At 49.6% G+C, this 23,712-nt stretch carries 21 protein-coding genes; 12 read left to right on the forward strand and 9 right to left on the reverse strand.

Features of this window, described 5'->3' with window-relative positions; all coding sequences use genetic code 11:
* The first annotated feature begins 151 nt into the window (after positions 1-151).
* The 3 genes from PPHA_RS04235 to PPHA_RS04245 are packed head-to-tail and all read left to right on the forward strand — an operon-like array spanning position 152 to position 3,070.
* Entirely contained in the window at positions 152-1,663 is a 1,512-nt protein-coding gene (locus PPHA_RS04235; RefSeq protein WP_012507638.1) for a M23 family metallopeptidase, read from the forward strand.
* An 8-nt stretch (positions 1,664-1,671) separates the two neighbouring features.
* Entirely contained in the window at positions 1,672-2,226 is a 555-nt protein-coding gene (locus PPHA_RS04240; protein ID WP_012507639.1) for a hypothetical protein, read from the forward strand.
* 10 nt (positions 2,227-2,236) lie between these two features.
* Positions 2,237-3,070: an NAD+ synthase gene (locus PPHA_RS04245; RefSeq protein ID WP_012507640.1), complete on the forward strand. Its 834-nt coding sequence runs from the start codon at positions 2,237-2,239 to the stop codon at positions 3,068-3,070.
* 104 nt (positions 3,071-3,174) lie between these two features.
* Here the strand turns inward: PPHA_RS04245 and nadB are convergent, their stop codons facing one another.
* The 9 genes from nadB to mreC all read right to left on the reverse strand — a co-directional run bounded on the left by nadB (position 3,175) and on the right by mreC (position 12,788).
* Positions 3,175-4,770 (reverse strand): L-aspartate oxidase, encoded by a 1,596-nt coding sequence (gene nadB / locus PPHA_RS04250; protein ID WP_012507641.1) that lies wholly within the window; start codon positions 4,768-4,770, stop codon positions 3,175-3,177.
* Between the two features lie 99 nt (positions 4,771-4,869).
* Positions 4,870-5,490 carry a DedA family protein gene (locus PPHA_RS04255; protein WP_012507642.1) on the reverse strand — a complete coding sequence of 207 codons (621 nt, stop codon included), beginning with the start codon at positions 5,488-5,490 and terminating at the stop codon, positions 4,870-4,872.
* Positions 5,491-5,668: 178 nt separating this feature from the next.
* Complete coding sequence (locus PPHA_RS04260) at positions 5,669-6,214, reverse strand: pyruvoyl-dependent arginine decarboxylase (protein ID WP_012507643.1); 546 nt, start codon at positions 6,212-6,214, stop codon at positions 5,669-5,671.
* An 82-nt stretch (positions 6,215-6,296) separates the two neighbouring features.
* On the reverse strand, positions 6,297-7,514 hold the full coding sequence (gene tyrS / locus PPHA_RS04265; RefSeq protein ID WP_012507644.1) for a tyrosine--tRNA ligase: 1,218 nt from the start codon (positions 7,512-7,514) through the stop codon (positions 6,297-6,299).
* 26 nt (positions 7,515-7,540) lie between these two features.
* Positions 7,541-8,014, reverse strand: a complete 474-nt coding sequence (gene smpB, locus PPHA_RS04270; protein WP_012507645.1) for an SsrA-binding protein SmpB — start codon at positions 8,012-8,014, stop codon at positions 7,541-7,543.
* 8 nt (positions 8,015-8,022) lie between these two features.
* Positions 8,023-9,510 (reverse strand): FAD-binding oxidoreductase, encoded by a 1,488-nt coding sequence (locus PPHA_RS04275; RefSeq protein WP_012507646.1) that lies wholly within the window; start codon positions 9,508-9,510, stop codon positions 8,023-8,025.
* Positions 9,507-11,432, reverse strand: a complete 1,926-nt coding sequence (gene mrdA / locus PPHA_RS04280; protein WP_012507647.1) for a penicillin-binding protein 2 — start codon at positions 11,430-11,432, stop codon at positions 9,507-9,509. Before mrdA ends, PPHA_RS04275 begins: the two co-directional genes overlap by 4 nt.
* A 3-nt stretch (positions 11,433-11,435) precedes the next feature.
* Positions 11,436-11,927, reverse strand: a complete 492-nt coding sequence (locus PPHA_RS04285) for a hypothetical protein (RefSeq protein WP_012507648.1) — start codon at positions 11,925-11,927, stop codon at positions 11,436-11,438.
* A gap of 18 nt (positions 11,928-11,945) precedes the next feature.
* Positions 11,946-12,788 carry a rod shape-determining protein MreC gene (gene mreC, locus PPHA_RS04290; protein WP_012507649.1) on the reverse strand — a complete coding sequence of 281 codons (843 nt, stop codon included), beginning with the start codon at positions 12,786-12,788 and terminating at the stop codon, positions 11,946-11,948.
* 80 nt (positions 12,789-12,868) lie between these two features.
* Here mreC and PPHA_RS04295 point away from each other — a divergent pair, with 80 nt between their 5' ends.
* The 9 genes from PPHA_RS04295 to PPHA_RS04335 all read left to right on the forward strand — a co-directional run bounded on the left by PPHA_RS04295 (position 12,869) and on the right by PPHA_RS04335 (position 23,684).
* Positions 12,869-13,258: a co-chaperone GroES family protein gene (locus PPHA_RS04295; RefSeq protein WP_012507650.1), complete on the forward strand. Its 390-nt coding sequence runs from the start codon at positions 12,869-12,871 to the stop codon at positions 13,256-13,258.
* Positions 13,259-13,304: 46 nt separating this feature from the next.
* The gene (nadA, locus tag PPHA_RS04300; protein ID WP_012507651.1) at positions 13,305-14,279 is read left to right on the forward strand and encodes a quinolinate synthase NadA; all 975 of its coding nucleotides are present in this window, start codon (positions 13,305-13,307) and stop codon (positions 14,277-14,279) included.
* A gap of 95 nt (positions 14,280-14,374) precedes the next feature.
* Positions 14,375-15,088, forward strand: a complete 714-nt coding sequence (locus tag PPHA_RS04305; protein ID WP_012507652.1) for a PB1 domain-containing protein — start codon at positions 14,375-14,377, stop codon at positions 15,086-15,088.
* Positions 15,066-16,208 carry a pentapeptide repeat-containing protein gene (locus tag PPHA_RS04310; protein ID WP_223293983.1) on the forward strand — a complete coding sequence of 381 codons (1,143 nt, stop codon included), beginning with the start codon at positions 15,066-15,068 and terminating at the stop codon, positions 16,206-16,208. The genes PPHA_RS04305 and PPHA_RS04310 overlap by 23 nt, the downstream gene beginning before the upstream one ends.
* Before the next feature lie 7 nt (positions 16,209-16,215).
* Entirely contained in the window at positions 16,216-17,211 is a 996-nt protein-coding gene (locus tag PPHA_RS04315) for a 3-oxoacyl-[acyl-carrier-protein] synthase III C-terminal domain-containing protein (RefSeq protein ID WP_012507654.1), read from the forward strand.
* 195 nt (positions 17,212-17,406) lie between these two features.
* Positions 17,407-19,164 carry an ATP-binding protein gene (locus PPHA_RS04320; RefSeq protein ID WP_012507655.1) on the forward strand — a complete coding sequence of 586 codons (1,758 nt, stop codon included), beginning with the start codon at positions 17,407-17,409 and terminating at the stop codon, positions 19,162-19,164.
* 74 nt (positions 19,165-19,238) lie between these two features.
* Positions 19,239-19,505, forward strand: coding sequence for a phage tail protein (locus PPHA_RS04325; protein ID WP_012507656.1), 267 nt, complete (start codon positions 19,239-19,241; stop codon positions 19,503-19,505).
* 113 nt (positions 19,506-19,618) lie between these two features.
* Entirely contained in the window at positions 19,619-20,047 is a 429-nt protein-coding gene (locus tag PPHA_RS04330) for a lysozyme (protein WP_041526685.1), read from the forward strand.
* A 211-nt stretch (positions 20,048-20,258) separates the two neighbouring features.
* The gene (locus PPHA_RS04335) at positions 20,259-23,684 is read left to right on the forward strand and encodes a vitamin B12-dependent ribonucleotide reductase (protein WP_012507659.1); all 3,426 of its coding nucleotides are present in this window, start codon (positions 20,259-20,261) and stop codon (positions 23,682-23,684) included.
* Positions 23,685-23,712 lie beyond the last annotated feature (28 nt).

Here is a 23,712-nt window from a genome sequence, read left to right on the forward strand (position 1 = left end):
AGAAAAACAAATTTTTTTTTCTTTGACCGTTTGCGAAGAAAAGATTTTATCCTTTACCTTGAGTTGATGTTTTTCTTGTGTTTTTCGATGGTCTCTTCTCACCATTTTTATTTGTAAGGGTAGCAGAATTTTTAATGCCTGGGGATTTTTTATGACCTTTATCGTTCCACCTGCTTTTTTTTATAGAGTATTGCGCATAGCCAGCGTTCTCTTCTTGCTTGTATCAGTGCTGTCGCCCCCAACAACGGTAGCATTGCCGAGAAACGGCGAGATCACAAAGATCATGAAAGAGCGTGCAGCAGTTGAAAAAAACCTTTCGAATCTCAAGCTGCAGCTCCAGGAGTACCAATCAAAACTGAAGTTGACAACAAAAAAAGAGTCACACTCATTTAAGGCTCTGGAAAATATTCGTAGCCAGATTCTGGTACTTGAAAAGATGATCAATGAAAACCAGAGCTATCTCACCAGGCTCGATGGTGATATTGACCGTCTTCATGATGAGCTTCAGGGGAATCGCAAGATTTATGGCAGGGTTTCTGATGATTTTCGCAGGACGGTGATATCAGCATATAAATATGGTGGAAACAGGGATATAGAGCATTTTTTTGCTGCAGGTTCCGTTTCCAAAGCTCTGGTACGCGCGCAATATATGGGTTTTTTTACCCGTTCTGTCCGCAGCAATGTCGAAGAGCTGCAGCAGGTTGCTGCAAAGCTTGAAAATAGCAGGATTGCGCTTGAGCAGAGCTATCAGCAAAAAGCTAAAGTCGTCAGGGAGCAGGAGCAGCAGTTGAAAAGCTGGTCAGCCAGTAAAAAAGAGAAAGAGGTGGTACTTGACCGGTTAAAGAAAAACAAGCAGGAATATCTCGCACAGCTTGCAACTGTCCAGCAGAAACGTATGCAATTGCAGTCAAGGATAGAGTCACTCATTCTGGCTGAGCAGCGTGCTCTGGAGGCTGAACGTGAACGGAGAAGAAAAAATCTTGAAGCAAGGCGTCGCAAGACCCTGCAACTTGAGCAAAAACGACTTGAGGCCCAACGACTTGAGCAAAAACAGCCTGAGCAAGAGCACCTTCGGACCGAACGTCCTGCTGTCGGGCGGGTTCGTGTGAAGAAGAAAAAAACGGTCGAACAAAGAGTGGCTCCTGATACTGCAAACAAAGCGATGGAAGAGGCCCCGCAGAGAGCCATGAAGAGTCCGGAAAAAGAGCAAGGCAATCAAACACTCAATCTGGATTCTCCCGAGTTGGAAGGCGTTTCCGCAAATTTTGACAGAGCATTTGGTTCACTGCCCTGGCCTGTACAGAATGGTGTCGTCTCCAAAAGGTTTGGAACGGTAAAAGACAAGGATCTCAGAATTGTAACCACCAATAACGGGATCGATATTTCTGTCCCTTCCAACACGCAGGTAAGGGCTGTTTCTGGTGGCAAGGTAGTCCAGATTGCCTTTCTTCCCACTTTTGGCAATATCGTTATTGTTCGCCATCCGCAATCTTATCTTACCGTGTATGCCAATCTGGGTCAGTTAAGTGTAGCACGAGACGATATTATCAAGTCGCAGCAACTGCTTGGATTCGCCGGAAAAACTGCTGAGGGAGCTTCCGTTGTGCATTTTGAGATATGGAAAGGCCGAGTCAAGCAAAACCCTTCAAAATGGCTTAGATAAGCACTCTTATGGGCGTTCATGAACTTTTTTCCTCAATGTTTGCTCTCCTGTTCCGTAATAGCACGTTATGGCGTGCTATCAAGAAGAGAGAGGTAGCTGGGGAGTCCAGTGTACTCAGGGAGTATGCCGTTCCGGTTATTGCCCTTGTGCAGTTCGTAAAATTTCCTCTGATCGGTGTACCCCGACCAGCCATGTTCTTTACCATTGCCACCTTTCTCATTGATGTCGCAGCGCTCTATCTCATGATGGGAGGAGCGCTCTTCTTGCTCCGGCCGCAACACACAGAGAGTTTCAAATCGAAAGTGCTCACGGTTTTCTCCTATGCGATGACCCCCGTATGGCTCTTTGAACTTTTCTATTTTACGGGCTCCCTGAGTTGGTTTTTTGCTGCGTTTGCTCTCGGCTATGCTCTTGTCATTGGCAGAAATGGTTTAAAGCTGCTGCTTGACCATGATGAAACTCTTTCAGCATCAGCATTAAGAAATACCGGTTTTTTTGTAGTGGTGGTCAACACAGCAGCTTTTTTACTGATTGGCTCACTCATTCGATTGTTCAACTTTTAGACGGCCCATTATGAAGGTTCAGGATCTCCATCTCGATTATCACCTGGTAGAGGATATTCTCAAAGCATTTCTTTTCAATGAGCTTCGAAAGTTCGGATTCAGTTCGGTCGTACTTGGTCTGTCAGGCGGTATCGATTCGGCTGTTGTCTGTGAACTGGCGGTTCGCGCACTGGGTAGGCAGAACGTTTTAGGGCTTATGATGCCCTATGCTTCAAGCAGTATGGAAAGTCTCGAACATGCGGAACTCATGATTAAAAAGCTCGGCATACAGGCCGAAGAGATGCCGATTACGCCTGTTGTCGATGCTTTTTTTTCCTCTGTACCGGAAAATCAGTTGTTGAGAAGGGGCAATATTATGGCGCGCACGAGGATGATATTGCTCTATGATGTTTCAGCAAGAGATGGTCGCCTGGTCACCGGAACAAGCAACAAAACAGAACTGCTTCTTGGTTACGGCACCCTCTTTGGCGATATGGCTTCAGCCATCAATCCAATTGGCGATCTCTATAAAACCCAGGTACGAGGTCTTGCCCGTCATCTCGCCATTCCGGAGCCCCTTATTGTCAAAGCGCCTTCAGCCGACCTCTGGGAAGGACAGAGCGATGAGGATGATCTCGGATTCAGTTATGAAGCCGTTGATTTGCTCCTCTATATGATGCTTGAAAAGAGAATGGATAAACATGCGATCCTTGGCCAGGGGATAGAGGAACCCTTCTATGACCGTGTCAGGAAGATGGTTGTCAGGAACCAGTACAAAAGGATGATGCCCGTTATAGCCAAACTATCAGGCCGGACACCCGGTATCGATTTCCGCTATGCAAGAGATTGGCAGGAGGTGAGGTAGGGGCGGCATGCTATTATCTGCAGGGGCACGCCATCATTTGTAAGGGCACGCCATGGCGTGCCCCTACAGATATCCGGATAACCCGTTGCATGATAAGATGGTTGTTAAAACGATCGCAACACCGTATCAATCAGAAAATGTTTGTCGTCTCTGTTGGGATAATCGGTTGTATAATGCAGTCCTCTCGATTCACGGCGCTTGATGGCACTCTCGATGATCAGGCTCGCCACTTTGATGATATTGCGAAGCTCAAGAATCTGAGTCGTTATCTTTGTCTTCTTGTAGTAGGACTCCGTCTCCTCCTTAAGAAAATCAATCCGTCTTTTCGCACGCTGCAGGCGCAGGTCACTGCGCACAATCCCGACATAGTCATTCATCACCTGCTGTGCCTCCCGTTTGTTGTGTGATACCAAAATCCACTCTTCCGGATTGACGGTACCCGTATCGTCCCAGTCAGGAAAATCGACATGGTTGTCATGTTTCTTCACCTCTTCGCTGATATCAAGATATGCCCTCCAGGCAAAGACCAGCGCTTCAAGCAGAGAGTTGCTTGCAAGACGGTTAGCACCATGAACCCCGGTACAACTCGTCTCTCCGCATGCATAAAGCCTTTCTATGGTGGTGCGCCCTTTGTCATCGGTGCGCATGCCACCGCATGAATAGTGTGCTGCAGGAACAACCGGGATCATCTCCTTCGTCATATCAATACCAAAACCGAGACAGGTTTCATAAATGTTGGGAAAATGTTCCTTTGTTTTTTCCGCGTCGATATGCGTTACATCAAGAAAGACACACTCTTCACCACTTTTTTTGATCTCCGAGTCAATGGCGCGGGCCACAATATCGCGGGGAGCCAGATTCAGGCGTTTATCATATTTATGCATAAACTCCTGACCATTTTTCAGTCTCAGGATACCGCCAAATCCCCGGACAGCTTCCGAAATCAAAAAAGATTTAGCTTTAGGATGGTAGAGAGCGGTTGGATGAAACTGGATAAACTCCATATTGGCAATTTCAGCTCCAGCCCGATATCCCATCGCCACACCATCACCAGTAGCTATCTCCGGATTTGTGGTGTAGGGATAGATATGGCCAAGTCCTCCTGATGCGAGCATGGTAATTTTTGCCAGAATCTTTTTCGGTTGCCTTTGGCGTGAGTCGAGCACGTAAGCTCCGTAACAGTTGATGCTGTTCGTCTTAATATCGAGATGGTGCTCGGTAAGCAGTTCGATGGCAAAATGGTGCTCAAGCAGGGTGATATTGGGGTGGCTGTTGATACGATCAAGAAGAGCCGTTTCAACCTCACGTCCGGTCAGATCCTGTGCATGAACAATGCGGCTTCTGGAGTGGCCACCCTCCTTGCCGAGGTGCAGGTGGTCATGATCTGAAGTGGTAAAGTTAACACCAAGTTGCATCAGACGCTCGATATGCTGAGGTCCCTCATTTACCATGAGAGTGACCATTTCGAGGTTGCACAATCCTGCCCCGGCATCAAGGGTATCAGCGATATGCAGCTCAGCACTGTCATTATGATCGATGGTGGCAGCGATTCCACCCTGGGCCCAATTGGTATTGGATGTGGAACTCTCCTTTTTTGTGATAATCGTTACCTTGGCGTAATCGGCCATATGAATGGCAAAATAGAGTCCGCCTATGCCGCTGCCGATCACCAGAACATCAGTTTTGATCGATTCAGTCATAACTGTGATGTGCCCAGTTTGATTAATGGTTACTGTGTAGAAAATACCATAGCAAGTATACATATCCGTGAGCCTCTCTGCCCGAAACAAGATACATCTTCACCGCGCAGCTTTATTTTTCTGCCTCAGGCTTTTCAGGGCAGTGGCTACGATAAGGACTATTCCTGCAAGGATGACGGCGTGCAGATATTTAACAATATCAGGAAAGAGGCTTGCAATAAAGAAACCGATCAGCGTAAAACAGAGAACCCAGACAAGAGAGCCGCAGAAACTGAAAAAAAAGAAGAGCCCGAACGGCATCCCGGTCACACCCGCCAGAGTCGCCGTAAAGCTGCGTACGATCGGCACAAAACGAGCAAGAAACACCGTTTTTGAACCATGTTTCCGATAAAAAGCCTCTGTTTTCAGCAAATGTTCGCGACGAAAAAAACGGGAATTCTCTGCTGAAAAGATTGAGTTTTTAAGCTTTTTTCCGATAAAATAGCCCGTTGTATCACCCAGAATCGCTCCACACGAAAGGATTGTGATCAGGAGGACGATGTCGAGAGCTCCTGATGCCGCGATAAGCCCTGCCGTTATGAGCAGAGAGTCACCCGGAAGAAAAAAGCCTGCAAACAGGCCGGTTTCGGCAAAAATAATGATAAAGAGCAACAGATAGCCACCCCAGAGAATCAACTCCTCAAGGGTACGAATATTCTGGAATGAGGCAAGATAAATCATGAGCAGTCACTGAAATAATATGGGTTCTGCCTGTGTGGCCAACCAGTTAACAAACGGGTAGCAGGTGGTCAAAAAAAGCCCATTACCCGTTTGTTAACTTTTTTCAGACAGGGTCACCCTCTTTTCGGCGAAAAAAAATCTTCGCGTTCAGCACCCTCGGGAGCCGAACGGAGAGCCGTTACGGCAGGAGAACGGCGCAGGAAATAACGGTTGTCCAGAGACCGTTTTCGCCCTCTGCGGTTTCAGTGATGTTGTATGAATTGATGATTTTTCCACTCATTTTGTAAATACCCTCACGTTCGTCCCAGTCCTTGTTCGGATCAAACTCAATACCAAGGGTGGTTGCAAGCATCGTTGCCGCCAAATCTTCGGCATATTCACCAGACTGTTCGGCGGACTCTCCAAACGGATGGTGTTCCGACAGATAACCATACTGTGTATCATCAGCAGGAATGGCGACGCCGACTGAAGCGGCAATAAGACGGTTGAACTCATTGGTTGAATTACGGGCCATGACAGCAAAGGTGATCTGCCCCGGAGAAAGCAGCTTTACACCCTCTTCCACACTGATGCGCTCACAGTGAGGAGGAAAAATACTTGATACTGTAACCAGATTGCATTTCTCGATTTTGGCCTCTCTCAGGGCAAGCTCGAACGAGGAGAGATATTCTTTGTGCCTTCCCACACCTTTGGTGAAAAAAACTTTTGATGGGACAAATGACAATGCCGTGCCTCCGGATTTAATTTTATTGTGTAAAGTGTTCCCAGTATCGAAATTGACGAATTATAGGAAAAAGCAGTCGTATTCAAAATGTTTTTCTTGCGGCCACTTTAAAAAACCTTCTTTTTCCAGCCCTGATGATTTTTGCTTCCAGGCTGAGTTCAATACACTCCGCAATCTCTTCGATCTTCCTCTCATCAACAAGAACCGATTTCTGCTGAATCATCCGTCGAGCGTCACTTTTTGACGTGGCGGCGCCAAGGGTGACGAGGAGATCGATCAGTGATATGGACGACTCATCAAATTCAAAAAGTTCAATATGGTCAGGCGCTTTTTTATGAATGAAGAGCTGATCAAATTGTGATTCCGCATCATCAGCCTCTTTTTGTGAAGAGTAGAGAGCTGCAATTGTCTTTGCCAGAGCCCGCTTGGCGGTTCTCGGATTTTCCGTTATCTCGTCGAGAATAGCCCCAACCCCCTCATCTTCCTTTGGCACCAGAAGTTTGCAGTACGTTTCAATGAGCGTGTCGGGAATCGAAAGTACCTTGCCATAGATATCGGAAGGGGAGTCATTGAAACAGATGGCGTTGCCAAGTGATTTCGACATCTTCTCCTTTCCGTCAGTGCCCACGAGCAAGGGCATGGTAATGCAGACCTGCGGTTCAATACCATACTCCCGCTGCAAAGCCCTGCCGACCAGCAGATTAAATTTCTGGTCAGTACCGCCAAGTTCAACATCGTTTTTCAGATGCACTGAATCCATGCCCTGAGCAAGCGGATAGAGGAACTCATGAATTGAGATGGGCTCTTGAGCCCGATACCGCCTCTCGAAGTCATCACGCTCAAGCATCCGGGCCACCGTATAGTGGCTTGAAAGTTTGATGACATCGGCAAAACTCATCTTGCCAAGCCAGTCGGCATTATAGCAGATCGTCGTTTTTTCAGGGTCAAGAATTTTCGAAGCCTGCTCAAAGTAACTTAAACCATTTTCCCGCGCCTCTTCGGCTGAAAGCTGCGGTCGCGTCTTGCTTTTTCCCGAAGGGTCGCCGATCATGGCGGTAAAATCGCCAATAATAAGAATAGCCTCATGGCCAAAATCCTGAAACTCCCGGAGCTTCCGCAAAACGACCGAATGACCGAGATGCAAGTCAGGGCGGGATGGATCAGCGCCAAGTTTTATTTTCAGTGGCAGACCGCATTTCAGGCTCTGACGCAATTTCTGTTCAAGTTCTTCAACGCTGATGATTTCCACCACATTGGCAACAATAAGATCAAGCTGTTCCTGTACAGATGGAAAAAGCATATGGATTTCCTCTTATTTTTATCTGTTTAGTATTGTTTTTTTATCTGCTCCATCTGACGCTGATTTTCCCTCGCCTTGATCGTTTCGCGCTTGTCGTAGAGCTTTTTGCCTTTGGCTATGGCAAGTTCAATTTTCAGGAGGCCTTTCGAGTTGAAAAAGGCCTTCAATGGCACCAGCGTAAGCCCTTTTTCACTGATTTTTGCCTCGATTTTGCGGATTTCCTCTTTATGCAGCAGCAGTTTACGACTCCGCTTCGCTTCAATCAGCTCCATCCGGTTATGCGCATACGGAGTAATCTGCATACCTTCAAGCCAGATCTCATTACGAAGGATGATGGCAAAGCTGTCGCTCAGACTCGCTTGCCCCAGGCGTACCGATTTCACCTCGCTTCCAAAAAGCTGGATACCGGCAACGAGGGTATCGAGAATTTCAAATTCGAACCGGGCCTTTCTGTTTTGAATGGCCTGAACATATTGCTGAGTCTGTTGCTTTTTTGCCACCGTGATCGTTAATGATTTTCAGTTTCCAAATATGCGGCAGGAATAATATTTCCCCTGTTGAGCACCAGAAAAGGATCCAGATATTTCTTTATCCGGGCCATCTCCCGAATACCAGTGTCCTGATACATACCCACAAGATATTCCGCCTTGAGCTTGCCGATGCCATGCTCTGCAGAAAGCGTTCCTCCCAGTTCAAGCGCCTTGCCAACAAACTTCCGGTACAGGGCCTTCGCCTCCAAAAACTCCTCCCTGTTGCGCGGCAGAATGTTCAAGTGTACATGAGCATCTCCTATATGACCAAAAATAATATAGACAAAGCCCTGTTGTTCGCAAGAAGTGCAATAAAAATCAAAGAGTTCACGGAAACGGCCATCCGGAACAGCCATATCGGTACTGATTTTACTTTCATGCTGCCGACTCAGCCAATCGTTGACAAGAAGCGGCAAAGCGTGACGAAACTCCCGCAACCGCTCCTGTTCATCACGATCAAGCGCCACCCAGGAGAGATCGGTCATGGCATTGCACGACTCCATATGATTGAAAAGGGTATCAAGGTCGTTCTCTTCTCTCTGGGCAGTAGTTTCCACTTCAAAAAAAATTGCGCCCTCGCAATTATGGGGCACTTCAGGATACTTTTTTGCAAGAAATTCGAGCGAACGGGAATCAAAAAACTCAATTGCCCGTGCTGAAATACCATTGCCCGGCTCTTTAAGCCGCCCGACAAAGGAGAAGAGCTCATCAAGATGAGCGAAGTAGACCAGACAGGAGATAACCGCCGCTGGCAAGGGAATGAGCATGAGATCAGCCTCCACAATAACCCCGAGCGTTCCCTCGGAACCGATAAAGAGGTCAATCAGATCCATTCCCTCATCCGAAAAATATCCGGCATTGTGCTTTGAGGTTTCAGGCATATGGTAAGCCGCTCTCCTGAAAGTCAGTTCACCGCCGGAAGGCAGCTTGAAATAGAAGAAACCCTCCTTGTCTGCCAGAGAGGCCCCACGCGAAAGGTTGATGCACTCACCCTGCGGCAGAATGATGAGGAGTCGGGCAATATGGTTTCGCGTCGGGCCATACTTAAAACTGCGTGCTCCTGAAGAGTTGTTTGCGATGGTGCTTCCGATAAAACAGAGCTTTTCCGTCGGGTCGGGAGGATAAAACCAGCCAGCCTCTTCCACCTTTTTCTGAATAGCCGCAAGGTGGGCTCCAGCCTCGACCGTTATGTAAGCCCTCTTCCCGTCGAGAGGCACCGGTTCGCCGATTCGGTCAAGCAATTGCATCGAAATGACATATTCACCCATAGGAATTCTGCCACCAGTTGTTCCGGTTCCATTACCGGCAATGGTGAAGCGGCGTCTCTCTTCTGTTGCACCTTTCAGGAGTCCGGAAATATCATCCCCATTCTCAGGGAAAAAAACACCCGGAGTATGACCGCTCTTCAGATTGCTCGTATCCTCAAGAAACCCCTGTATGGATGCCGGATCATGCTTATAGATCATTCGCTCACCTCTCCACTCTTGTTGTCAATACGTTCACCGGTAACAGGTTCAGCGTTATTGATGACCTTTTCCGGTTGCACTGCTGCCGGTATCGCTGTATCCGTACTATCAGCTTGCAGCACACTATCAGCGGGTGCGTTTCCTTTTCTTTCCGGTGCAACAGCCACCTTCTCACCCTTCACATAGTAGCGGATCAGTTCACGGGCAATCGGAGCCGAAATGGCGCCACCGAAACCAGCATTCTCCACAAGCACCGCCATGGCGATTTTTGGATTCTCCACCGGAGCAAAAGCAATAAACCACGCATGATCCTTCCCATGGGGATTTTGTGCAGTTCCGGTTTTTCCTGCAACAGTTACACCAGGTACCTGGGCCAGCGTGCCTGTACCCCGTCGTACAACCCCGATCATACCATCCTTGATAAGAGCGAATGTTTCTGCTGAAACCGGAAGCTCCTGTTTTGTATAGAGGAAGGGAAAATATTTACCCGTAGCCGTATCGCGATATCCTTTAACAAGATGAGGCTGATAGAGTGTGCCATTGTTGGCAATGGCCGCAGCATAGGCAGCAAGCTGCACCGGTGTCGTGCCAAGCTCACCCTGGCCAATCGCAAGGCTGACCAGATAGCCCTTTGTCCACCTGTTCTCGCCATACCGTTTATTGTAGTAACTGGTTGATGGAAGAAGTCCGGCCCTCTCGCCAGGCAGGTCAATACCGCTTTTTTGTCCAAAACCGAACATGGCGCCATATTTTGTCCAGTTCTCAAACCCCACAGGAAAAATCAGGTTATAAAAATAGACATTGGATGAAACCGTAATGGCCTCTCTCATATCCACCCATCCGTGCCCCCTACCCTCATTGCTGAGAAATCGTCGTTTTCCATAGATGAAGACCCCGTTATCGAGTATCTTCTTCTTCGGATCAAATCTCTTTTCCTCAAGCGCTGCCATCGCAAGAATCATCTTGTAAATGGATCCTGGCGGATAAACAGCCTGAACGGTGCGGTTAAAAAGCGGTTTTGACGGATTGGTAAGAATACTGTTCCATCCTTTGCGATCAGTAGAACCGTTGAAGATATCAAGATCATAGTCCGGTGCGCTGGCAAGGGCAAGGACTCCGCCGGTTGAGGGGTCAATAGCCACGACAGCCCCTGATTTTCCCGTTTTTCTCAGCAATTGTTCAGCAAGTTGCTGCAGTCCACCGTCAATAGCCAGATAGAGATCATCCCCCTTTATGGAGACGATATCGCTCTTTCCGTCATCGTATTTTCCCGCATATTTCCCCAAAGGGGTAACCATTTCAAACCGGGCCCCTTTCTGACCTTTCAGCCGCTCCTCATAAAATTTTTCCAGTCCGCTGAAACCGATTTTGTCATCCTGAGAGTAACCCTGGTCGGCCAGCTCATCAAGCTTTTCCCTCGATATCGAGCGTAAATAGCCAAAGAGATGGGTTCCAAAAAGGGCGTCAGGATAGAGTCGTTTGTTGTCGGACTCTATAAGGACACCGGGAAGCTGCCAGAGATTCTCGCTGACTCTCGCTATTGCAATGGCATCAAGGTTACGGTTTACAATGGTTGCTGAAAATCGGTTAAACGCATATCCCTTGCGGTAACTTTCATCCAGCTCCTCCTTTGGCTTCTGTATCAGCCTCGCAAGAAAAGCAGTTTTTTCTTTCCTGAATTCAGAAGGAATAATCTTGATTGTATAGAGAGGCTGATTGTCGACAATGATAATCCCGTTCCGGTCAATCATCCGTCCTCTCGGAGGCGGCATCCAGATTCTTCGGATGCTGTTTGTTGTTGAAATTGATCCAAGCTGCTGATAATTAAGCACCTGCAGATAGAAGAGTCGGCCAAACAGTACCGTAAAAACTGCAATCACAAAAAAAGAGACGGTTCTGGCGCTTTGCTGGGGTTTATCCATCGTTCAGTTTACAAGTGATTTTCTCAAAAACAGCCTGTTCAGAATCAAGGCTAAAATAATGTTGAAGAGTGACTCAAGCAGACCAAAAACAACCAGCCGGTAAGCCAGCGACAGGCCAAGAGGATTTTCTCCAACGGCAAGAATGGCATTGGTACAGAGTCCTGCAGCAATGACAGCGCCATAAAAGCGTCTTGATTTCTGTTTAATCGTTGCATGGCTCTCTTTGGGAGTCTGAAAAAAACTGGCAACAAAACTTCCGACCGTTCTTGCAAGCATCTGTAACCCCATGTTTCCCGTCAGGAGGCCCGCAAGCACTCCTGCAGCAAACCCGAAACTCATGCTTGTTTTCTGATTTGTGGTTATGGCAATAAAGGCGAGGAAGATGGTGACGGCATCAAAAGAGACCTTGAACAGTGTCAAGTGGGAGAAGCCGAACTCCTGCATCAGAGAGACGATGCAGAGTACAACAAGATAAAAGGGAATATTTCTTGTCACAAGGTCAATATCTGAAAATTAAGGGATCTCTTGTTTTTCCGGAGTATTGCCGGTAATCGCGCTCTTTTCCGGTTCTATTTTCAGCGGAGCAACCAGTACGTGGGTAAGTGACGCAAAATCCACAGCAAGCCGTACATCAACCCTGTAAAAGAGGTTATCAGGTGTTATGCGAACCACTCTTCCGACAGGAATACCCCGTATTGAAAAGGTACTGAAATCGGAAGTGACTATGCGTTCATGCACTTTAAGCGTGCTGCTGATGGGAATGTGTTCCACCTGGGCGATGAACTCTTTGCCTCCGCTCCAGGAGAGAATACCCATGTTGTTCGATGAATCGGCTACCACGCAGACCTTGAAATCCGGATGGATAACCGGCATCACCCTTGCATAGTTTTCCGAAACAGAGATGACTCTCCCCACCAGACCCTGTGGCACCAGAACGGTCATATCTTTTTTTATTCCCCGTCTCCATCCGGCATCAATCACCAGCATATTGTCACGGTCACTGAATTTGCGGTCAACAACCCTTGCCATAAGAAACCCTGAAGCATTGAAGCTGCTGTCGGCAGCAATTTTCCGGAGGTTCCGTTCATCAACAGCCGCAGTTTCAAGGATGAGCACCCTCGAGAGCAGATCGCTGTTAAGCTGCATCAGGCGATCGTTTTCACTGCTCAGAGTAAACAAGGAGCTGATACCCGTCAGCTTTTCATTGATAGCAGCGCCAAACTCAATGCTGCCAGTGTGAATCTTTGCCAGTATATCATCCTGCTGAAGTTTAATAAAGATCACCGCGATACTGCAGTATGCCGCAAAAAGCAGCCAGGTATTGTATTTGAAAAGAAGGGTAAAAAACTTCCTCACGGTTCATATTCCGTTTTTTTTATTACATTTTCCTCATCATGGCGCAAGAGGCGCCCGGTCAATAGGTCAAGAGAAAACATATGACGCAGAATGTGAATATAACAGATAAATTTGTTGTTGTCGGTGATAGAGTATTAATCAAACCAAAATCTCTTGGCGAGAGAACCAAATCCGGTATTTATCTTCCTCCGGGAGTTCAGGAAAAAGAGAAAATTCAGTCAGGCTACATCATAAAAACCGGGCCGGGTTACCCTGTAGGCCCGCCACCCGAATCGGACGAACCCTGGAAAGAGCGCGTTTCAGCAGCACAGTACATACCACTCCAGGCAAAAGTGGGAGATCTGGCTATTTTTATCCAGAACAGCTCCTATGAGATCGAATATGAAGAGGAGCGATACATCATTGTCCCCAATTCGGCGATTCTCCTCCTCATCAGGGAAGATGACGATCTTGACTACTACCTCAAATAAGAGCGTCACCACAACCCATGCCTGCAACCACACCGTAAACCAGACCATGACCAGAGATATTGCTCCAGCCAGCTCCGCCAGCGCCCCTCTTTCGCATGAAGAACTTTTCAGGAGGATCAATGCGCTGAAAAAAGAGATGAATGCCCTCATTCTTGCCCACTATTACACCCTTCCTGAAATACAGCAGGTCGCCGATATTGTGGGCGACAGCCTTGCCCTTGCCCGGGCCGCCGAAAAAAACAATGCCGATGTCATTGTTTTTGCTGGAGTCTATTTTATGGCAGAAACCGCCAAAATCCTCAATCCCGGAAAAACAGTACTGATGCCTGACGCACACGCCGGCTGTCCACTTGCCGACAGTTGTCCGGAAGAGGCCTTCAGGAGATTCAAGGCAGGCTATCCCGGCGCCATCGTCATCACCTACATCAACTCGACTGCCGAAATAAAAGCGCTCTCCGACATCACCTGTACCTCCTCCAACGCCGAACAGATCATCCGCCAGATTCCTGCCACTCAGCAGATCATTTTCGGCCCCGATAAAAATCTCGGAGGATACATCGCAAAAAAACTCAACAGAGAGATGATTCTCTGGCCGGGGTGCTGCTATGTACACGACGCCTTTTCCGAAGCAGTCATCCTCAAGGCATGTCAGGAACAACCCGACGCAGAACTCATAGCCCATCCCGAATGCCGCGAAGAGGTGCTTCGTCATGCAGCATTCATCGGCTCAACAAAAGCGCTGCTGGAGTATACTGTCTCCAGTGCTGCCAACACCTTCATTGTGGCAACCGAGCCTGGCATCCTCTATGAAATGCAGCAACAATCACCGCAGAAAACCTTCATTCCAGCGCCAAAGGATTCCAAAAATCCCCGAAGCCTCTGCACACAGATGAAACAGAACAGTCTTGAAAAACTCTATCAGTGCATGCTTGATCGCAAACCCGAGATTATTATTGACGAAACACTTCGCCTTGCATCCCTCGGCTCCATTCGAAGAATGCTCGACATGTCGCCCGCTTAACAGCAGCGACACCAAAACATGGCAAGGTTTTTCTGTAAACGGTGCGTATATTTTTTATGTTTTATCATAACTACCGAAACACAAGGAGGTTTGTCATGCATACATGCGCACGAAAGATAGCATCGTTCTCCACCCTTCTCTCCCTTATGTGCTCCTCGCTGCCAGCGCTTGCCTGGCACGACAAAACCCATCTCTCGGTTGCCGAGGCGGCAGGTTTTGACCTCTGGTACAGTTCAGCCGCACCCGACGTCGCCAAATCAAAAAGCGAATTCAAGCCCTTCGAAGAGAAAAACCACTACTTCAACAACAAGGCAGGCAAAGAGGTCGATGAAGCCCTCGTTATGGGTCAGGTCGAGCGCTACAACAAACCGGACGACGAGGAAGGGCACCTCTATGGCGCCATCATTGGAGCCGTAAGAGCTTATCAGGCAGAAAGTGCGGCGGGCAAATATGCCGAATATCCCCTCGTCTTCTGTGCACACTACACCGGTGACCTTTCCATGCCGCTGCACAACACACCCTACGATGATTTCAACAAACAACGGCACAGCATCAACGACGGTATCATCGAAAGCAGCGTCCGCAACAACATCGGCTACATTCAGCGAAACATGGAGAATATTACCATCAACAACGAATCCGATCTTGCTCGTGCAATAGCCAGAGTAGCAAATACAGCCCGTACCCTTGGGCTCAAAATAAGAAAAGAGAAAAGGGATATGACCCAAAACGAAGCCTATACCCAGGTTACGCAGAGCGCCTCACTCTTCAGAGCCATTCTGAAGTATGTCGGTAAAAATCCCGGCTGAACAAACAGTTTCACAACATTTCGTACTGAACATGGCCGATCCTGAACATCTGAAGCTCCTTCAAGAGGGCGTCACGACCTGGAACCAGTGGCGCCAGGAACATCCGGATATCCGGCCCGACCTGCACGATGCGCCCCTCGCTTCACTCGATATGCGATACGTAAACCTCGCCGGGGCGCAACTTGGCGGCGCAAACCTCTCCAAAGCCAATCTTGAAGGAGCCAATCTCGCCGAAGCAGATCTCTGCGGCGCAGACCTGAGGGGAGCAGAGATCAGCCGAACCAACCTTCGGGGAGTCAATTTCAGCAAAAGCACCATCGACATCTTCACCACCTATCGTGACGTCGATGGGTGTGATATTGGCGTCAACGGCCTCTACTCACCCCTCACCGACTCCGCAGCCCTGCTGAGGATCGACCCCCCGGGAAACTCCATGCAGGGAGCCAACGTCGATGCCGTCATCGAAAGCCTTCGCCACGCCCGCAAGCTCCACACCTTCTCTCTTCTGCTTGCAGGAATCGCCATGCTCTTTATCGTCATCAAACCCAAAACCATAACCCTGCCCTACCTTTCCGGCTCTTTCAAGTTCGATGACATCAGCTACGCCTTTCTGGCCATGATCCTCTCCACGGTACTTCTGAGCCAGGTCTCCTCCTTTATCGATTCCGCACTGCAAGGGGCACACTACCTCAAAGATCGCAGATCAGCCATGCTTGTCGGCCACTTCCCCTGGCTCCTCTCAAAATACGAAAGTGAAAAAGCCAACCGGCGACAGTCGAAAATCATGCGTTTCCTGCTCGTCTTTCACCCCCTCATCTACCTCTATTTTTTCATGAAATGGGAGGTACTCTTCAGCGGAAACTGGGCAGAGCTCATGCTGCACTACCAGGAGATGCCCGTCATCTTCGCAGAGTATCTGCTGCCGGTATTTTACTTCATTATCATCAAACTCTGCATCCACATCTTCCGGCTCTCCGAAGGATTCCAGAAACCGATTCTCTTCGACAGCGCAACCGAGCGGGCACGCCAGACCGACATGGAACGCCTCGCAGAAGCGGTTGAAAAACAGGCATCACGAACAGCCGAGCTCGTCGAACTAATGCGCAAAAGGGAGGGATGAGCACTTCATGCAGCTCAACTTGCCCCTCAAAATAATCGGACTTGGCCGCTATCTCCCTCCGCGCATCGTACCAAACTCCGAGCTTGAAACGATCTGCGCTCTCCCTTCCGGATGGATAGAGCGCCGCAACGGCGTGCGTGAACGACGATGGGCCACCACAGAAACCGCCTCCTTCATGGCCGCAGAGGCCGCGCGTGAAGCGCTTGATGAAGCGAAGCTCAGGCCCGACCAGCTCAGCCTCATCATCAACGCCTCAGGAACCCCCGAACAGGCCATTCCCGATACCGGCGCACTGATCCAGCGCCAGCTCGGTCTTGGCAAATCAGGAATTCCAGCCATGAGCGTGCACACCACCTGCCTCAGCTTCATCACCGCCCTCGACGTAGCCGCAACATACATCAATGCCGGGCGCTACAACCACATCCTCATCGCCAGTTCCGAAATCTCCTCATGCGGAATAAACCCCAAAGAGCCCGAATCAGCCACACTGGTAGGGGATGCCGCTGCTGCTGTTGTTGTCACCCGTGCCACAGAGGGCGACAGCTCCTCTCTGCACCATGCCCATTTCAAAACATGGGGAGAGGGCGCCGCCTTCACCTCCATCAGAGGCGGAGGATCGGCACGTCATCCAGCAAAACCCGGCCACAACCCCGATGACGACCTGTTCCACATGGATGGACCCGCAGTGCTGCGCATGGTCAGAGGCCTCGATGAACTCTTCCTCGAAGAGCTCTATCCCGGCCTCTCAAAAAGCCTCACAGACATCGATCTCGTTGTTCCCCACCAGTCAAGCAAAGTCGGCCTGCTCCTCCTCCAGCGCTACGGCTGGCCGGAAGCGAAAATCATGCGCACACTCCACCAGCTCGGCAACTGCGTAGCCGCCTCCATTCCCGCCACCCTCTACCAGAGTGTGCGCGACGGCAACCTCCAGCGAGGCCAGAAACTCCTCCTCGTCGGCACCGGCGCCGGGCTCTCCATTGGCGGGGTGGTGATGACGTATTGAGGATACCGTTAAGTTATCTACGACCTGACATACCTGTAGGGGCACGGCATGCCGTGCCCCTGCATGGCAACCTGGTTTTGAGATGCCGGTTGGTTGGGGATTTTTTGTTACAAGCATTGTTTTATTGTATCTTGCAGGCGGTCGTTTCAGATTCGGAGCGGTACAATACGTTGATATTCCACAGAGTTTACAGTTATGACAGACGGCACATTCCACACCCATGATCACTCCTTGTTGCGTTGCACTGATGAAAAACATTTGCGGAACAGTGAAGGGATAGAGTCAGATTATTCCTCTTCACGTATGGAAATGCGTCGCATTATTCACGAACTTTCGGTTCATCAGATTGAACGTGTGATTCAGAAGGATGAGCTGCTTCTGTCGAGAGAGAAACTTGAAAAGAGTCTGGAATATTTTATTGAGCTTTACGATTTTGCTTCGCAGGGCTTTTTGACCCTTTCATCTGATGGCACCATCCTTGAGGCTAACCTGACTGCTACGAAGTTGCTTGATGTTGAACGTTCCCGTTTGAAAGGGAGTCGTTTCGAAATGTTCGTCGCTTTTGAGGATATTTCCGTCTTCAATGCCATGATTGATAATGTGTTCAGTTTCAGGAGGTCTGGTTTTTGTGAGATCTCTCTCTATCGTGATCATGTTGAGTCTGCAGGGGCGACATCTCTCACTCCGCGTATCTTGCGTGTTGATGCGCTTATCAGGAATGATAACCAGCAATGCCTTCTCGTTCTTTCTGATATTACCAGGCAAAAACAGATAGAACAGGAGAATGCGAGGCTTCAGGACGCACTCGAAAATTTCCGGAACATGGAGATGGTCGGTCAGCTTGCTGGTGGTATGGCGCATTACAACAAGATGCTTGATGTTATCCTCGGTCATGCCGAGAGCATCCGCAAAGAGGTTGATCCTGCCTCTTCCGTTCGTTCCAATCTTGAGGCAATCCAGAAGGTTGCAACCCGTTCTGCCGAAATAACCGGTCAGCTTCTTGACTTTGCCTGTAAACGGGTTGCCATTCCGAAAATAATAGGACTTGATGGCATGGCAGAGGGGATTATCACCATGTTACGGCGACTGATCGATGAAAGTATCACGCTTGTCTGGGTTCCAGCCAGCCGGAATGCCTTGATCAAGATCGATCCCGTCCAGATCGACCAAATCATCCTCAATCTCTGCCTCAACTCCCGTGATGCTATGGTTGCTGGTGGCAAGATCACCATGGAAACCGGCAGGGTGACGGTTACGAAAGAGGAGTGTGCGCATGGTCATTGCTGTGCGGCGCCAGGAGAGTATGTTAAACTTGTTGTTACGGATGATGGGTGCGGTATTGATACAAAAGATCTTCCCCATATTTTTGAGCCCTTTTTTACAACCAAGCTCGCAACTGACGGTAATGGTCTTGGGCTTTCTACCGTCTATGGTATTGTCAAACAGAGTAACGGCAGTATCAAATGCGAGAGCAAACCGGGGCACGGCGCCACCTTTACCCTCTTTTTTCCGCATCACAGGAGCAGTGCAGCGTCAATCCGGACGGTGCAACTCAATCCCAGCGTGGCGACCCAGGGAGAGGAGACCATCCTCCTTGTTGACGATGAATCTGAGGTGCTTGAATTGCTGAAGGAGATGCTTGAGCACTATGGCTACAATGTGTATACAGCGAATCCCGCTCGTGCCATTCTCATAGCGGAGCAACACCGTGGAGGCATCGATTTGCTGTTGACTGATGTGATGATGCCGGAGATGAACGGGTTTGAACTTGCTCAACGGATCAAATCGGTCGTTCCTGATATTAAAGTGCTCTTTATGTCTGGTTACAGCACTGATGTTATTTCGGATGATACCATTATTCAGGACGGAGTTAATTTTATTCAGAAGCCATTCTCGTTCAAGGCGCTCTCTGTTGCGGTGCGTGCAATACTCAATCCGGTGAGCGAAGTGTGAAGGGGAGTGAAAGGAATTTCGGGTAGAAATAAACAGCGCTTTCAATAACGTTTCAACAAAAAGGAGTGTGGATTATGGATGAGATGCTTGCTGTAATCAAACTTTTTGCGGGAAATTTTGTGCCGCGGGGTTTTATGGAGTGCAATGGCCAGACGCTTTTGATTAACAACAATGCGGCATTGTTCAGTCTGCTTGGAATCAGTTATGGTGGTGATGGTCGTCAGAACTTCATGCTTCCTGATTTGCGTCCCTTGGATGAGCAGGGTCAGAAGCGCCCGTGGAATCAGGGTGAGCCTCGCTCTCTTATTTGTGTTGAGGGGATCTATCCTGTGCGCGATTGAGGAGGGATGCTGCCTGGGTTCCCTGTGTTTCTTGACCAGGTTGGTGTTGCGGAGCTGTGGGCACGTATGGATTGCTGTTTTGTTGAGCAACTTCTAAACGATATCCTGCCATGATGCAGACAAGTGAAAACGGGTTTGCTCTTATTCGAAAGTATGAGGGTTTGCGTCTTGCGACGTATGTCTGTCCGGGGGGAAAGCTGACGATCGGGTATGGCCATACGGGCCCGGATGTTACAACGGGGAAAAAAATTGATGAAGAGGAGGCAAATGCACTTCTGGTCAAGGATGTTCAGCGTTTTGAGCGTGCAGTTAACGGGCTGGTGACGGCGCCGATGACGCAGGGGATGTTCGATGCGCTGATCAGTTTTTCCTTTAATCTTGGCGTCGGCTCATTGAAAAGTTCGACCTTGCTGAAAAAACTGAATGCCGGTAATCTGACTGGTGCGGCGGATGAGTTTTTGAAGTGGAACAAGGCGGGTGGGAAGGTGCTGGCGGGCCTCTCTGCGCGGCGCGAGAGTGAGCGGGAGCGCTTTTTGGTTTGACTTCTCTGATCTCTTGTATGGGAGAGATAAACTCTCCGGTTTTGGGGCAAAAAAATTGTCATTTGCCCTTTGCCTGATAGAGTCATGAGGTTATATTGTTGCGTATATTGATGGATTCGTGACAATAACCCTTACTGCTGTCGGAAGGTGTAACTCTATTATAAGGAATAAGTTACCCTTCCGATTTCATATTTGACTCCGGAGAGATCCCATGAAAATATCCCGTTTGTTCACCAGCCCCGGTGAAAATGTTTATGACTGTTTCGAATACACCTTTCGCACCTCTGTTTTGAGGAATCCTGATGGTTCGAAGGTCTTTGAAATGAACAATATTGAGGTGCCGAAGCAGTGGTCGCAGGTTGCTGCCGATATTCTTGCCCAGAAATATTTCCGCAAAACAGGCATACCCCTTTTTGATGAAAAGGGCGCTGCTGTGACCGACAGCGCAGGCAATCCGGTAACGGGCAGTGAGCATTCGATACGCCAGGTTGTGCATCGTATGGCGGGTTGCTGGAGGGATTGGGGAGAGAAGAACCGCTATTTTGATACCCCTGATGATGCTGCCGCCTTTTATGATGAGGTGGCGTTCATGATGCTCCGGCAGATGGCTGCTCCCAACTCGCCGCAGTGGTTCAATACGGGGCTCAATTTCGCCTATGGCACGACCGGTCCGGCGCAGGGCCATTTCTATGTTGATCCGGAGAGTGGTGAAGTGAAGGAGTCGGAAGATGCCTACGGGCGTCCCCAGGCTCACGCCTGTTTTATCCAGTCGGTCAGTGATGATCTGGTCAATGATGGAGGCATTTTTGATCTGGCAATTCGTGAGGCGAGGGTTTTCAAGTTTGGCAGTGGTTCGGGTACCAACTACTCCAATCTTCGTTCCGGGGGGGAGAAGCTGAGCGGGGGAGGAAGTTCGTCGGGGTTGATGAGTTTTCTGAAAATTTTTGATTCTGCGGCGGGCGCCATCAAGTCGGGCGGTACAACACGTCGTGCAGCCAAGATGGTGATTGTGGATATCGACCATCCTGATGTGGAGAAATTTATTGAGTGGAAGGCGAAGGAGGAGGATAAGGTGGCTTCGCTTGTGGCCGGTTCCCGAATCTGCTCCCGTTTTCTCCAGGCGATTGTTGAGGAGGCTCTTGCCAATGGCGCTGACCGCAAGGCAAACCCTCAACTGCACCGCCTGATACAGAATGCGCTCAGCAGGGCCGTGCCGATGAGTTACATCGTTCGTGTGCTTGCCCTTGTTGAGCAGGGATATACAACGCTTGATTTTGAAGAGTATACCTCCAACTACGAGTCGGAGGCCTATCAGACCGTTGGCGGGCAGAACTCCAACAATACGGTCCGCATGACCAATGAGTTCATGAAGGCGGTGGAAAATGATGATGTCTGGAGCCTGCGTGAGCGGACAACCGGCAAGACGGCACGGGTGGTCAAGGCGCGTGACCTGTGGGAGAAAATTCTTCTCAGTTCATGGAAGTGTGCCGATCCCGGTTTGCAGTTCGATACCACCATTAACGAATGGCATACCTGCCCGAAGAGTGGACGCATCAATGCGAGCAATCCCTGTTCGGAATACATGTTCCTTGACGATACAGCCTGCAATCTGGCCAGTCTTAACCTGATTCATTTTATTGATGAGGCTTCAGGCAGGATGAAGGTGAAGGAGCTGCAGCACGCTTCGGCTCTTTGGGCCGTCGTGCTTGAAATTTCTGTTCTGATGGCCCACTTTCCTTCCAGGGAGATTGCCCGCCTGAGTTACGAGTTCAGAACTCTTGGTCTCGGTTTTGCAAATCTTGGTACGGTGCTGATGGTGCTCGGTATTCCCTACGATTCGCCCAGGGCGCTGGCCCTGGCGGGAGCAATTTCTGCCGTGATGACCGGTCAGGCCTATGTGACCTCGGCGGAGATGGCCCATGATCTTGGCGCTTTCAGCGGCTATGAGGCCAACCGTGAGGAGATGCTGCGTGTTATTCGCAACCATCGCCGGGCGGCAAGGAATATGTCGGAAGAGGAGTATGAGGGGTTGTCGGTCAAGCCGCGCGGGATTGATTCGGAGTACTGCCCCGGTGAGCTTTTCGAAGCGGCAGGAAAGGTATGGGATTTGGCGCTGGAGAAGGGCATGCAGTATGGTTTCCGTAATGCGCAGGTGAGTGTTATTGCTCCGACCGGTACGATTGGTCTGGTGATGGATTGTGATACCACCGGTATCGAGCCGGAGTTTGCCATTGTCAAGTTCAAGAAACTGGCGGGTGGCGGCTATTTCAAGATCGTCAACCAGTCGGTACACAAAGCCCTTGAGCGTCTCGGCTATACCCCGGCGCAGATTGATGATATCGAGCACTACTGCAAGGGGCATGGCACGCTCTCCGGTTCGCCTTCACTGAATCGGCAGTGGCTGAAAAGCCGTGGGTTCCCGGATGACAAGATTGAAATTGTTGAGTCGCAGCTTGAAGCGGTCTTTGATATCCGTTTTGCCTTCAACAAGTGGATTCTTGGCGAGGATTTTTGTGCCGCGCTCGGCTTTACCGAAGAGCAGCTCAACAATCCTGATTTTGACATGCTGCTGGCGCTTGGCGCTACCGAGCAGGATGCCGAGCTGGCCAATGATTATATCTGTGGAACCATGACCATCGAGGGCGCTCCCCATCTGAAGCTGGAACATCTGCCGGTCTTTGATTGTGCAAGCCGCTGTGGTCGCAAAGGGCTCCGCTATATCAAACACATGGCTCATGTGCGCATGATGTCTGCCGTACAGCCCTTCATTTCAGGCGCTATCTCCAAAACGGTCAACATGCCGGGTACGGCGACGACCGTTGAAATCGGTGAGGTCTTTCAGGCTGCCTGGTTGCAGATGGTCAAGGCGATTACCATCTACCGTGATGGCTCGAAGCTCTCCCAGCCGCTCAATATTTCAAGCTATCAGGATCTTGATGAGATCATCATGCTTGGAACAGAAGAGAGCCTTGATGAAACCAAAGGGCCTCGGGAGGTTCAGGAGCGTATTGTTGAGCGGGTCTACCACCGCTCCGAGCGCAGGATGCTGCCAAAGCGGAGGAAGGGGTATATCCGTGAAGCCTATGTAGGCGGCCACAAGGTTTTTCTCCGGACAGGGGAGTATGATGATGGCTCTCTCGGCGAGGTCTTTATCGACATGTACAAGGAGGGCGCCTCATTCAAGGGTCTTTTGAACTGTTTTGCTGTGCTCGCTTCCAAAGCGCTGCAATATGGTATGCCGCTCGAAGAGCTGGTTGACAGCTTCACCTTTACCCGTTTTGAACCTGCAGGCGCGGTTCAGGGGCACAATGCTATCAAGAATTCCACCTCAATCCTCGATTATGTCTTCCGCTCAATCGGCTACGACTATCTTGGCCGCAAGGATTTCGTCCATGTCAAGGCGGTTGATGAAGTGCTCGAAAGCAATGGGGAGAATGGTCATGCGCAGGTTGCTGTGCCATCATTGGCCGTGCACGCCCAGCCGGAACATTCCGCCACACGTAACAGCCAGGTCTATCAGGCAAAAGTGCAGGGCTATACCGGCGAGCAGTGTGAAAACTGCGGCTCCATGCGCGTCAAGCAGAACGGAACCTGCAAGGTCTGCGACGATTGTGGCATGACCACCGGCTGCTCGTAACCGGGAATATTCTTCTTGCAACGATCCC

The organism is Pelodictyon phaeoclathratiforme BU-1, from assembly GCF_000020645.1.
In the GTDB taxonomy this organism is placed as follows: domain Bacteria; phylum Bacteroidota; class Chlorobiia; order Chlorobiales; family Chlorobiaceae; genus Chlorobium; species Chlorobium phaeoclathratiforme.